General features: G+C 62.7%; 11 protein-coding genes. 4 read left to right on the top strand and 7 right to left on the bottom strand.

Going from position 1 to position 13236, the window contains the following annotated elements; all coding sequences use genetic code 11:
* Positions 1-15 precede the first annotated feature (15 nt).
* Together BDOA9_RS33215 and BDOA9_RS33220 are read right to left on the bottom strand one after the other, a co-directional pair.
* Positions 16-1377: a polysaccharide pyruvyl transferase family protein gene (locus tag BDOA9_RS33215; protein WP_244521567.1), complete on the bottom strand. Its 1362-nt coding sequence runs from the start codon at positions 1375-1377 to the stop codon at positions 16-18.
* Between the two features lie 19 nt (positions 1378-1396).
* Entirely contained in the window at positions 1397-2851 is a 1455-nt protein-coding gene (locus BDOA9_RS33220) for a lipopolysaccharide biosynthesis protein (RefSeq protein ID WP_025038265.1), read from the bottom strand.
* A gap of 287 nt (positions 2852-3138) precedes the next feature.
* Here BDOA9_RS33220 and BDOA9_RS33225 point away from each other — a divergent pair, with 287 nt between their 5' ends.
* Positions 3139-4236 (top strand): glycosyltransferase family 4 protein, encoded by a 1098-nt coding sequence (locus BDOA9_RS33225; protein ID WP_244521568.1) that lies wholly within the window; start codon positions 3139-3141, stop codon positions 4234-4236.
* A 16-nt stretch (positions 4237-4252) separates the two neighbouring features.
* On the opposite strand, the gene BDOA9_RS33230 is transcribed toward BDOA9_RS33225, so the two are convergent.
* The 5 genes from BDOA9_RS33230 to BDOA9_RS38350 all read right to left on the bottom strand — a co-directional run bounded on the left by BDOA9_RS33230 (position 4253) and on the right by BDOA9_RS38350 (position 9412).
* On the bottom strand, positions 4253-5341 hold the full coding sequence (locus tag BDOA9_RS33230; protein WP_025038267.1) for an acyltransferase family protein: 1089 nt from the start codon (positions 5339-5341) through the stop codon (positions 4253-4255).
* Positions 5338-6447 carry an acyltransferase family protein gene (locus BDOA9_RS33235; RefSeq protein ID WP_244521569.1) on the bottom strand — a complete coding sequence of 370 codons (1110 nt, stop codon included), beginning with the start codon at positions 6445-6447 and terminating at the stop codon, positions 5338-5340. The genes BDOA9_RS33230 and BDOA9_RS33235 overlap by 4 nt, the downstream gene beginning before the upstream one ends.
* 6 nt (positions 6448-6453) lie before the next feature.
* Positions 6454-7791 (bottom strand): hypothetical protein, encoded by a 1338-nt coding sequence (locus BDOA9_RS39170; RefSeq protein WP_025038269.1) that lies wholly within the window; start codon positions 7789-7791, stop codon positions 6454-6456.
* A 7-nt stretch (positions 7792-7798) separates the two neighbouring features.
* A complete protein-coding gene (locus tag BDOA9_RS33245) occupies positions 7799-9010 on the bottom strand; it encodes an acyltransferase family protein (protein WP_244521570.1) in 1212 nt (403 codons plus the stop codon).
* A gap of 123 nt (positions 9011-9133) precedes the next feature.
* Positions 9134-9412, bottom strand: a complete 279-nt coding sequence (locus BDOA9_RS38350) for a hypothetical protein (RefSeq protein WP_152033573.1) — start codon at positions 9410-9412, stop codon at positions 9134-9136.
* 12 nt (positions 9413-9424) lie between these two features.
* Between BDOA9_RS38350 and BDOA9_RS33250 the strand changes: the two genes are divergently transcribed.
* From BDOA9_RS33250 to BDOA9_RS33260, 3 genes are all read left to right on the top strand, one after another.
* Entirely contained in the window at positions 9425-10171 is a 747-nt protein-coding gene (locus tag BDOA9_RS33250) for a hypothetical protein (protein ID WP_244521571.1), read from the top strand.
* 31 nt (positions 10172-10202) lie between these two features.
* Complete coding sequence (locus BDOA9_RS33255; protein ID WP_025038272.1) at positions 10203-12404, top strand: AAA family ATPase; 2202 nt, start codon at positions 10203-10205, stop codon at positions 12402-12404.
* A gap of 509 nt (positions 12405-12913) precedes the next feature.
* Positions 12914-13201, top strand: a complete 288-nt coding sequence (locus BDOA9_RS33260) for a hypothetical protein (RefSeq protein WP_025038273.1) — start codon at positions 12914-12916, stop codon at positions 13199-13201.
* The last annotated feature ends 35 nt before the right edge of the window (positions 13202-13236 follow it).

Raw genomic sequence — 13236 nt, forward strand, 5'->3', positions numbered from 1 at the left:
GCTTTGGTAAGGCGTTCAGGCCACCTTGCCGCCGGCCTCCGCCGTCATGCGGATCGCGCTGTCGCCGAGTAACGGTGCGATGTTGGCACGCGACAGCTCCATGACATCAGGCAGCGCCTGTCGGACCCGGTCGGCGGCGGCCTCGTAGGCACCGAGGAAGTGCCCCACGAACTGCTCGAACCTGTCGCCGTCGAGGAACTGGGCCGGCGACAGCAACAGCTGCTCGCTGATGCCGAAATGCGCGAACAGGCCCTGGAACTTGTCCTGATAGGTGATCGCCGCGACGGGCGTTCCCTGTCCGAGCGCCGCAATGGCGAGGTGCATGCGGCCGGTGATCACCCCGTCGACCAGCCCGACGACGGCCTTGATCTCGCCCGCCGACAGCGTCTGCTCGACATGGTGCACGCGCTCGCCGAGCGTCGGCTCGAGCCGGCCGGCCAGCGGCCGCAGGCAATTGTCGTCGGCGATCTCGGGTCGGTAGTCATGTGCAAGCAGCACCCAGCTCACACTGTGCTGCCGCGACAGACGCTCCATGGCGGCTGCCGCGAGCTCTATCATCTTCCGCAGCTTGGCCGGCTCCGGCTTCTTGAACAGCATCGGGTGGATGTTGAAGACGAAGACCTTGCGACCCTGCGCGCGCTGCCGGGCGATCGTGGCCGCGATTGCCTTCACTGCGCCGGTGTCCGCTCGCGGCGTCAGCATGAACGCGGCATCGGCGACGAGCCGGGCACGCTTCCGGGCGAAGTCATCGAAACGCCGGAGCGATATCGCATCGCGCAGATTGAGGACCACGCCCGGATCGATCAGCCGGAACACCTCGCTCAGCGCTTTCGCGGGACGGGAATTGAAGCTGAAGCCGAGCACGCTGACCTTGGCGCCGAACGCCGCCATCAGGTCGGCGACGAGCAGCATGCGCGCGGCGTCCACCGGTGAATAATAGCCGTCGAGCACGTCGGCGCCCAGGATGACGCCGAAATCGGGACGGATGATCGAGAGCTCCTGCGCCACCGTCTCATAGGAAAACGGCTGCTTCCAGAGCTCGAGCGGCTTGAAGCCCATGGCGCGGACGTCGGCGCTGGCCGCCGGGGTGGCGGTGACGATGTAGATCTCGAGGTCCGGATAGGCCCGCGTCATCTCTCCGGCGGCCGCCTCGATCATGGCCTCGTCGCCGCGCGACTGATGAACGCTCCAGGGATCGGAGGGCAGCACCACGAGGCGGCGCGGATTGTTGCGCGGTGCGGCGTTGACGCCGACGTCCTTGCGGGCGATCTGCCATCTGCGCAATTCGAGCAGATCGACCGCGAAGGGCGTGTTCTTCGCGCTGTTGAGCCAGCCTCGAAGCTGCCTGCGCACGGGTACGGGGATCAATTGCTTCACGTCGTCCTCCTCGTCTTCCTCAGGCGGTCGCACCGCGCTTCACGACAAAATCGATCAGGGAGAAGAGCTGCTTCCGCCACAACAGCAGGATGCTCATCAGATAGGTCGCGCCGAAACATGACGACAGCAGCCCCATCCGCAAATACGGGTTGATGTCCGGCGTCGCCGCGCGGCACAGCACGACCGCGCCGTAGGCGAGGACGATGGCGCACAGGCAGCCCGCAATCGGACGCAGGAACTGGCTCCAGCTCAGGCCCAGGAGCCGGAGCGCCAGCGCGAAGGTCACGGGGGTCACCACGAGCTGCGCAAACGCGAAGATCGTCGCCAGCTGGCCGATGTCGCGCGAGGGCAGCAGGAACATCGCGGGCACGACCGTGCAGAACTTGATGATGTTCAGCGCAAAGACGTAGTTCGGCTTGCCCAGCGCGCCGAAATAGGCGCTGTTGACGAATTGCACGGTCTGGATCGCACCGACGAGCATCAGCGGCCGCATCACCGCTTCGCTGCCGCTCCACTTGGCGCCGAACAGCAGCAGGGACACCTCCGGCGCGATGGCCGCAAGCAGCACGAACACGGGCGATCCGACCAGCGCTCCGAGACTGACGCTGCGCAGGTAGGCGCCGGCGATCCGGTCGCGCTCGTGCGCGATCCTGGACAACGCGCTCAAGGCCACGTCCATCACCGCCTGGGTGAGCAGCTGCATCAGGATGATGTAGACCCGGGCCCCGACCGTGTAGATGCCGAGGGCAGCGACGCCGTAGAGCGACAGGATGATCATGTCGATGGTGCGAACGATGGCGAAATCCAGCAGCCGGTTCGACACGACATGGACGCTATAGCCGGAGAGCTCGCGAAAGCTCCTGGTATCGTAGGCACGCATCGGCAGCCATCGCGGCTGGCTCCAGAGCCACAAGCCGCTGATGGCGCTCTGGACGACCACCTGGATCACGAGGCTGAGAGCGCCGAAGCCGGCATAGGCGCAGCCGATGCCCACGATGCCGGAGATGGCCGTCGCGACCATGGTCCTGACCGCGAGCACGCGAAAATCCATCTGGCGCTTGTAGAGCGCCTCCTGGAACAGGGTCGCGGTGCCGATCGGAAGCGAGAGACTGGCGGCGGTGAGCAGCGGCGCGAGCCCCTTCACGTCGAACCAGCGCTCGATATCCGTCGCCAGGACGGCAATCAGAACCGCAAGGATCGTCGACGCTGCAAAGGAGCAGAAGAACGGCAGCGTCACGTCGGCAGGTTCAAGCGTTGGCCGCTGGATCAACGCATCGCCGAAGCCGAACTCGGCGATCGAGCTCAAGAGCAGCAGGATGAAGGCGACGAGCGCGGCAAGGCCGAAATCCGAAGGGCTGAGCAGCCGGGCCAGCACCAGGAACAGCACGAACGACAGCGCCCGGCCGCCCCAATTCTGGGCAAGCGACCAGAACAAGGCAATCACGACCTGATGCTGCTTGCCCGTGACCTTCATCAACAATTCGACCCAATTCCGACAGATCCGACCACAATCGTAGGCTAGACGCGTGGCATGCGATGCTGCCGCGACGTCGCCCATCTCCGACCACGGCGGAGCACTGCATGCTCGCTACATTACGACGGAGTGATGGCAATCAGATGAGTGCCGTCACGATTCCGATTTAGAGTGGAAGTGAGTTCAAATCGTGGACTACACTCCGATCAACCTTTGCGAAGTGATGCAAAATGGATGCCTTGATGAATCCGCCCCGGCGTTCTCTCCGCAGCTCCAGGCGCTTGCGTGTGGCCATCTACGCACCGCATTTTGCGGAATATTCCTATCGTCTCGCAGCGGGATTGGCGCACCATTGCGACGTTCGCCTGGTGCTCAACCGCAAGGACGCCAATCAGCAATGGGAACTTGCGGATATCGCCGTGGCGGCGCCCTTCGAGACGCGGATCCGCGACCTCAGCCTGCGCCGTGGCGGCGCGATCGGCATCCCCGCCTCCTTCTACGACATAATATCGTTTCGTCCGGACGTGATTCATTGTCACGAAGTTCCGGAGATCTACACCTCCAAGCTGATCCAGCTGCTCCGTCCGCTCGGTATTCCCCTGGTGCTGACGGTTCACGATGCGATTCCGCATTCGGAAGGCGGCTCGGGTACATCGCCACGTGAGGATGCATGGCGCGACCGCATGCGGGCGGCCGCTTCTGTCGTCACGACGCATGGCGAGAGCTGCATCGCCGATTTTCGCCGGGCTTCACCCGGCTTCAAGGGCGAAACGGTCTCCAGCATGCACGGCGTGCTCATGGTTCCGCCAGCCAAGGGCGTTCTCGCCGCGCCGGAAGCCGCGCGCATCCTGTTTTTTGGACGGATGTGGGCCTATAAGGGCCTCGACGTCTTCATCGACGCGATCGACATGTTGGCCCAGCGCGGCGTGGCGCATGAAGCGATCGTCGCCGGCCGCGGCCCCGAGATGACCCGGCTCGGCGCGCGAATGGCGGCGATGCCGACGGTCAAGACCATCAACGCCTATATCTCGCCCGCTGATACCGGACGACTGTTTCAATCCGCCACCGTCGTTGCCCTGCCCTACAAGGACGCAACGCAAAGCGGCGTGCTTGCCTCCGCCTATGGCAATTCCCGGCCCGTCGTTGCCAGCGCCACCGGCGGCATCCCCGATGTCGTGACGGACGGCGTCAATGGGCTGCTGGTGCCGCCCGGCGATGCCACGGCACTGGCCGACGCACTCGAACGCGTGCTGACCTCGAAGACTCTCGCCGCGACATTGACCGAGGGCGCACGGCAGACCGCGGCCGGCCTGCTGAACTGGGATCGTATTGCCGAGCAGCTCCTCGGCTCCTATCGGAGGCTCGCCGCGCGTACCGTGAGCTGAGCGTCAGCGCGATCTCTCAAACCGATTGCTCGATCTGCGGCCGAAAGAACATGCCGCGGATCGCGCCGTCCAGCAATCGCCTCAACCTCACCTCGATCAGTTCATAAGTAATCGCGCTTGCGACCAATGACATCACCAGCCCGAGCCCGATGAAGGCAGCCCATAGCAGCCAGCGGTCGACGCCGGCGGCGACCAGCTTCAGGCCGATCACCTGCAAGGGGAAGAGCACGAAGGGATGCACGAGATAGAGGCTGTAGCTGATCTTGCCGATATACTGCAGCGCCGGCGTGCTCAGGGCCTTGCCGAGGCCTGATTCCGGGGCGAGCACCATGCCGAACAGCAGAAATCCGGGAATGAGCCCCACGAACGGGTGAAACAGCACGAGGCTCGCATACAGGGCGGCCCCGCAGAGAAGGCCTGCAAGCAGCCCAAGGCGTCCGGGAATGGAAATGCGAAATCCGGTCGCGCTGAACAGCATGCCGATGCAGAAGAACGCGGTGATCGGCCACCGCATCAGGCAAGCCACGCCGAGCAGGATCAGGGGCGCCGCCAGCAGCCGGCCCCCGGCGCGCCACATCGAGAATGTCAGCGCAAACCAGATGTAGAACGCCCACTCATAGGTCAATGTCCAGGCATTCTGCTGAGCAATGGGCAGGCCGAGCGCGTCCTGCACGAAGAAAAGGTTGGCGGCAAAGATCCCGAGATAGCCGGTCAGATCGATCCCACGGAAGAATTTGTAGGCCACGATCGGCCCGATCGCGAACAGCGCAAGATGCAGGACGACGAACACCGGCATGATGCGCAGGACGCGGTCGAAGAAAAACCGCGACAGCGAACCGTGCCGCACGAGGCTCGCCGGGATCAGGAATCCGCTGATCATGAAGAACAGCTCGACGCCGTGCCCGCCGACATTGATCACCGATTGCAGCCAGGGCCAGATCGGCGGCAGGAAGCCGGGATTCGGGATGTCGTACATGCCTGCCTTCGGCATGTCGTAGAAATGGTCCATCAGCACGCTCAGCGCCGCGATGGCGCGAAGGCCCTGGACCGAAGGAACGAACGATCCGTCATAGGCGGCTCCCGGCTGGTGGGGTGCCTTGATCACTCTGCGGCACCCGGGGTGCTGAGGGCCGGCTCGAGAACGACCGGCTTTCTTCGCGCCGAGCGGAACCTCTGCCCGAAGGAAATGCTGGGCTTCTCGATGAAGGCGTAGGTCATCCAGCTGACGAGAATCGACAACGCCAGGATCACGACCAGGAAGATCGACCATCCCAGCGGGCCGTCGCCGAACCAGGCGAGGCGATGGATGACGACGATCACGAACGGCGACATCAGGTAGACCGAATAGCTGATCACCCCGACGAACGCCATCGGGCGCCAGGCCATTCGCTCGCCGAACACGGCAAAGCCGATGAAGGCCAGCGCCGCGCAGATGTAGGCCGATCCGATCGAATAGCTGTAGAAGAAATTCTCGTGATACACGCCGCCGAACCGGCGGTCGGACAGGGTGGCGGCGAAGATCGCATACAGAAGCGTGCAGACGGCCACGTGGGTCCACCGCAGCTTGCCGCCAATGACGGTGTCGCGGATGATCTTGCCCAGGAACATCGCCGACAGGTTCAACCCGACCTCCATCACCGAGGAGACCGCCCTGTTCTCGACGAAGAGTGCCGCGGTGGTTCCGACCAGCGCAGCGGCAACGACGATGGTCACCGCCGTGAAGCGCCGGTTCAATAGCCCCATCGCAAAGAGAATTGTGCATCCGAAATAGAACAGCAGCTCGATCGCCAGCGTCCAGTAGAACACCCAGAGGTTCGGGACGTTCACGAAGGTCTGCAACATCGTCACGTTGGCGGCGACCTGCCCCAGCGGATAAGTCCTTGAATCCAGGAGCTGCATCACCACCAGCCCGACGACGAGCGAAGTCCAATAGGCCGGATAGAGCCGGAAGAAGCGGCTGATCGTGAAATCCCGCACGGGCGTGGCGCTGTCCGGGAAGCTGAACGGAATGACGAAGCCGCTGACGAAGAAGAACAGGACGACGCCGAACCGGCCGAAGTTCATGTAATAGCCGAACACGTCGTGGATCGGCCAGTAATAGGCGCCCGTCGGATGCTTCTCGACGATCACCTCGAAGACATGCTGGACCAGGACCGCCAGCACGGCAATGCCGCGCAACGTGTCGATGAATGCGAGCCGCTTATGCATCATTCGTTCTCACCTGCTTCCGCTCGCCGCCGGCAGATCCGGGCGGAAGCCTTCCAATGGCGGCACTGGCGGCCGCATCACGATTGGCACGGCGTCGATCCCCCGTGTCGAAGTCGCACGCCGCGAGAACACTTCGCTGAAGCTCAATGCGATGATCAGCAGGCCGGAGGCCGGGCCGTAGTTCAAGACCGTGATGGTGAACAGGTTGACGACGAAGAGCAGCGTCAGCTTGTACACGTCGGTCGCACCGAATGTCGCCCGGAACACCATCACCATGAACGCGACGAAGGGAAGACCGAACATCAGGTACGTCCCTATGTAGAAATTGTCGACCGGCACCCAGAACGGCGCGAGCGGCGAGAACAGCTGCTGCGGATAGTTGAAGCAGCCCGCGCCACAGCCGGTCACGAGGCCGACCGGCATGAGCTGACTCATGTAGATGAACGGCTTTTGCCAGCTGTTGTTGATGCGATCGACGATGCTGAAGAGGGTTGAATGCGGCACGGCCGCGGTGCCGGAAGCGAACACGATCATGAAGAACGGCACGAAGATCGCAGCGAAAGACCATTGCGCGATGCCCCGAATGGCGGGGAAGCGCGACCTTTCCGGCAGCATCCGCACGAACACGAGCAGGAGCAAATAGAGCACGAGGACGATCATGGTGGTCTTGCTCGTGGTCAGCTTGGTGGCATAGATCGCGATGGAGCCGAACAGGAGGCACCACGTCGTGCTCTTGCGAATGGAGGTGATTGCGAAAGACACCAGGATGAAGAAGGCGGCCATGGTATTGTCGGCAGCAAAGCCCATGAGGCGCTGATCGTCGCCGCCATAGGCCCACCACAGCCGGCCGGCCTCGCGTACGGCGCCGAAGGACTCGTATTTGTAGCCGACCCAGGGCATCAGATAGAATTTCGTCAGGAAGACGCCGATCACGGACAGGTAGAAGGTCACGGCGATCACCGAGAGCAGCTTGCGGTATGAGCCCAGGCTCGAATCGCAGAAGCAGAACCCGACGAAGACCGGCAACATCATCTTGAACGAGGAGATCGCTGCGTTCATCGTCCCCAGCATGAAATAGCCGAGCACGAGCGACAGCATGATCTGCACGAGCACCAGCAGGGCGAGGGTGCTGCGATTGCGCAGGACGCAATGCACGAAGAACTGGGCGAGGCACAGGACCGCAATGAAGTCGGGCAGATACCACAGCGAATTCAGGTGATAGATGCTGGTGTAGTAGCGGATCATGCCGCCGAAGGCGTCACGGATCAGATAGACACCGAGGGCGATCGCCTCGATGTTGAGGCTGATCAGCGTGATTTTCGGCCGGTTCAGCGCGAGGACGGTCATGTCCGGCTCAGTTGGTCGGCCGCGCCGATGGCGCCGGAGAAGCGGAGAAGTCGGTCCGGCTGCCCAGAGCGTTCCGCATCCACCTGCCGCCGGGAAGCTCGATGTAGCGATAGGTGAAGTGCGAAACCACGAGCACGGCGGCAAGCGAGACCACGAGATTCAGCGTGGCCGGCAGGCCCGCCCAGACCGAATCGAGGGCGGCGATCCGCCCGGTCCCGACCGCCCGCACGAAATACTCGGCCAGCAGCACCACGAGCGCGTGCACCATGTAGATCGAGTAGGAGCGGCGTCCGAGCCAGACCAGCGGCCCCGCCACCAGCATCCGCGGCACCAGCGTAGCATCGGGAAAGGCGAGCAGGCTGCCGAGGAAGATCGCAAACGTCACCGGCGCGAGGAAGGTCGCAGCAGGATTGGTCTCCGCCAGGCTCACCAGGACAACGCTGGCGATCATGGCGGCGAACTGCACCAGGCCCTGGACCGCCGGGCCCGGCCTGGCCGGCAGGCGATCGACGATCCGCACCGTCAGCACGCCGAGGAAGAAGCTCACGAAGCAGCGCAGAATGCCGAAATCGGTCTGAAGCCCGAGGCTTCTCTTGTCGAGCACGAAGATGATGACGACGAGGCTTGCCACCGCCAGCATGCCGCAGAGAACGTAGAACCACAACAGCGAGCGCATGCGCTGGGCAAACAGGACGATCAGGCCGAACACCAGATACGTGTAGAATTCGACGCTGATGCTCCAGCTCGGCGCATTCCAGCTGAGATAGTCGATGAAGCCCACCGAGTGCAGCAGAAAAACGTTGAGCACGAAGGAATAGGCGTTGTTCACCTCGAAGGCCGCCGGCGCGGCGACGATGACGCCTGCCATGACCAGGCTGATGCGCAGGAGGCGAAACAGCAGATTGGCGACCAGCATGACGATATGCAGCGGATAGACCCGCGCCAGGCGCCGCACCATGAATTCGCGCAGCGAGAAGCGTCCGAAGTCGCTCTCGACGTAGCTGAGCGACATGACGATCCCGCTGAGAACAAAGAACAAGTCGACCAGCAGCCAGGCGCTTCTGAAGAACGAGCAATTGATCCAGGCATTGTGCGGGAACGCCGCGAGGAACGTCGGCATCAGCAGCAGGTGGTGAATCACCACGGATGTCGCGGCGATTCCCCGAATGCTGTCGAGCGGCAGGACGTGCGCCTTCTCACGATGAACCAACTCCGTCACATCAACATTCCATAGCTGTTGCACCGCAGCAGTGTGTATCAGGTCTCGCGCATGTTCAATCTCCGCGATCCCAGGACTCGCGCGCGATGCATGACGATCGACGATACTTTCAATGCTCGCAGATCATTCGGACATGCGAGCGCCAACTTCACGCCATTTTTTGTTTGAGGCACCGCGTGCTTCGGGCGCAAATTTCATCAGCCGTGATGATTGCGAGTATTTGCGTGGAAAGTGTGCGCGAAATTCGGCGCTGTTGCGATGAAGTCCGGCGCGCACGACATTGATCTCTGCGCGTGAAGGCCACGGCAAAAATTTCTTTCTATGCAAGGGAACAACGACGTGCATCGCGACTTGTGTCGGTTTTGCGACGCGGCGGCCTGCGAGTGCCCGATATGTTTTCAAGTTGCAACATTCGTGAGCGCGATCTGCCGATCTCGCAGGCATTGCAAATCGTGCTTCTGCAACCGCCGCAATGTCGAGCAGCGTTTGCGTCGTCGACGATCGCGCTTCAGCTTTTGCGCCGCACAAAAAGATGACACAGTTACCTGCCAAGTTTCACCTGTTCTCCTATTGCAACAGAAGCAAGGAACACGGATGGGCCGCGGACTAAAACTTCGTCATGCACAACCGCGATGGCTACCGGCTGTCTTGATAGGTTTAGCGCTGGTCGTCTCGAGCGCCGCTGCTTGCCGCGCCCAGTGCGTCGAATTCTCGGACCGTGCCTCGCAACTGGAGCTCGACACTTTCGTGAAATCGCCGTCCTCGCTCCTGGAGCGAATGCGCAACGACAAGGAAAAGCTGCGGTTTCGGCTCGCGACGCTCATCGCGACCAATCCGTCCTTGCTGCCGTCGGTTCAGACGCTCATTTCGGCATCGGCTGCGAGCGATCGTTCGGCCATCGGCGCCGCGTTGCGGATCGCCGAGGGACGGTGCACGACGACGAAGCCGGACGCGGCGCGGAAGATCAGGGATTTCGCTCAGCGGATCGGCGATCTCAACGTGCAGTCCGGTTATGCCGCCGCGGGCGAAGACAATTCCGGCGTCCAGGCGCAATCGCAAAGCAAGGGCCCGGCACAGCCGCCCCGAGGCAGAGCCCTGCTCGAGGGCGAGTGGAAGACCAAGCTGGCCAATCCCTTCAAGCCTGTCCCCCTTCCGAACTGATCGATGATCCCCAAAGGCAGCGAATTAGCACATGTATCAGCCTAGAGAACATTTCCAGTCGGGGCACCGATTCGGCATCGAATTCGGCGGGGCAGTCCTCAGCTTCGAGCGTGTGGCCGATGTGCTCCGCCGCCAGTGGCCGATCGTCGCGGCGTGTGTCGGAGCTTCGCTGGCCCTGGTAATGCTGTATCTGGTCACGGCGCAACCCATGTATACGGCGAATGCCCGCATCATGATGGACACGCGTCAGGCGCAGGTGCTCGACAAGGACAGCAACGCCAGCAGCGCCCTGATCGACACCGGTTACGTCGACAGCCAGGTCGAAGTCATCAACTCGGACGACCTGATCCTCTCCGTCGTCCGTCGCCTGAAGCTGACGGAGGATCCGGAGTTCAACGGCTCCAATCCGGGCCTTCTCTCCCTGATCATCGGCAAGGTGACCTCGCTGTTCGGCTCTGGTGAACCGCCGAACCAGGAACGAATCGAACATGCGGTGGTCCAGCAGGTCCAGAAGAACCTGCGGACGGAGCGCGTGCTGACGACCTATGTGCTGTCGCTGAACTATCGCGCGCGGACCCCCGACAAGGCGGCCAAGATCGCCAACGCCATCGCCAATGCCTACCTGGTCGGCGCGCTCGAAGCCAAATATCAATCCACCAAGCGGGCCACCGAGTGGCTTCAGCAGCGCAGCCTCGAGCTGAGCGAGCAGGCGTCGGCCAGCGACCGCGCCGTGCAGACCTTCAAGGCCGAGAACAACATCGTCGGAACCAGCCGCGGCCTGATGTCCGAGCAGCAACTATCCGATCTGAATACGCAGCTGGTTCAAGCGCGGGCCGCCACGGCCGAGGCCAAGGCGCGGCTCGACCGCATCGAGGCGATCTCCGACCAGGATCTCGCGCAGCCGACGGTGACGGACGCGCTCAACAACTCGGTCATCACCCGCCTGCGCGCCCAGTATCTCGACATCCAGGCCCAATACGCCGACTGGTCCAGGCGCTACGGCAAGACCCACCTTGCGACGGTCAACCTCGCCAACAAGATGGAGGAGCTGCGCAAGAACATCGCCGACGAGCTGCGTCGGATCGGCGACGCCTATCGGAGCGACTACGAGATCGCAAAGAGCCGCGAGGCCTCGCTCGAGAAGAACGTGAAGGAGCTCGTCGCCCAGGCCGGTCACACCGGCCAGGCCGAGGTCAAGCTGCGCGATCTCGAAAGCGCCGCCGACACCTATCGCAATCTCTACAACAACTTCCTCGAGAAGCTGCAGAGCGCGACGCAGAATCAGAGCTTCCCGCTCAGCGAAGCGCGCCTGATCAGCACCGCCACCAAGCCGGATCGCAAGAGCTCGCCGCGCACGGTCCTCGCACTGGTGGGGGGCCTCGTCGGCGGCCTCTGTCTCGGCTTCGGCGTCGCCTTTGCGCGCGAGCTGCTGAGCGACGTGCTGCGGACCCCCGCCGAGGTCGAGGACGAGCTCGGCGTGAAGTGCCTCGGCGTCCTGCCCGATATCGGTCCGGCGGCGAAGACCGGCGCATCCGACATATCGCGCTACGTGGTCGATCATCCGTTCTCGCGGTTCGCCGAGACGTTGCGCAACATCAAGGTTTCGATCGACGTTGCGCGCCTGACCCGCGAGATCAAGGTGATCGGCATCGTCTCTTCCCTTCCCAAGGAGGGAAAGACGACGGTCGCCGCGAATTTCGCGCAATTGATCGCGCTCACGGGCCATCGCACGGTTCTGATCGACGGCGACCTGCACACGCGCTCGCTGACGCGGGAGCTTGCGCCCAACGCCAAGAGCGGGCTCGTGGAGGCACTCAACGACCCCGCGAGCCTCGGCTACCACGTGCAGCGGAGCAAGGAGACGGGACTGGACTTCCTCCCCTCCGTCGTGGCGTCCCGCATGGTGAATTCGGCCGACGTCATCGGGTCGAAGGCGATGGCCGAGCTGCTCAAGGTGCTGAGGGAGCACTACGAGTACATCGTAATCGATCTCGCTCCGGTGATGCCGGTGGCGGACTCCAAGGCCGTCAGCCTCCTGATCGACGCCATGGTCTACGTCATCGAATGGGGGCAGACGACGCGAAGCGCGCTCCAGGAGTCGGTTTCCGGGTCGGAGATCCTCCAGAAGAAGCTGCTCGGTGCCGTGCTCAACCGTGCCAATCCGAAGATGCTCAAGCGCATCGAGGCCTACAAGGGCAAGCACCACAACAGCTATTACGTCGAGCACGCCTAAAGCGCGATGAGATGGGGTTGAATCGTCATCGCGCGTTAGCTCTTTGTTTGAGCATGATCTTCTTGGAAAACCGCTTCACGCTTTTCCGGATCATGCTCTAGAGCGAAGTCCAGCCGACTGAAGCGACCTCGAGGCCCGCTGTCATCTGGCAGCGGGCCTTAATTCTTGCCTGGCGGAATTGCCGCCCGAACGGCATCGCGTGCACCTTGGCGCACGAGACCGGAGATCGCGCCAAAGCACCTCTCCGGATCATGCTCGGCGCGGCGGAACTGCTCGCGCGTCCGTATTCACCCGGAATCCACAACTTGCAGTTATTGCTCTAGCCAAAAGCAAGGATTGACGGATACGGTAGTCGCCCAAGTGAGTGCGCTTATGGGCCATCTTCCAGCAAACAGGCGAGACAATCGAGCCTTGCTGCCTGAAAATGCCGAAACTTTAGGCATCTTTCTTTCTCGGTTCGCCGAGACTAATCTCGGCTCATACTTGCAGTTATTTTCCGGTAGGCTCGGATGCTGATCATCCTGACGATTTTAACTGTTTGGGTTCTGCTCAACATTCTGTTCGTGTTGATCGTGGTTCCGCCACGCAAGCCGCTCCGCCGGCCCATGGCGACGACGCTCTCTGCCGCCCCCATCGACCCGAGCCAGCGCCGGATCGAGCAGGACGAGCCCTTCTCGATCCGCCACGTCATCGTCTCCGTCGCGATGGGCGCCTTCTTCGTGCTCGTGCCGCCGCTCCTCGCATTGCGCGATGCGATCATGCGGCTCTTCGGCAGACCCCCGCGAAATGGAACTTGAGGCCGCGAGCCGAAGCTCCAGGGCAGGTTGAGCGA

Source organism: Bradyrhizobium sp. DOA9 (genome assembly GCF_000617845.2).
GTDB lineage: Bacteria > Pseudomonadota > Alphaproteobacteria > Rhizobiales > Xanthobacteraceae > Bradyrhizobium.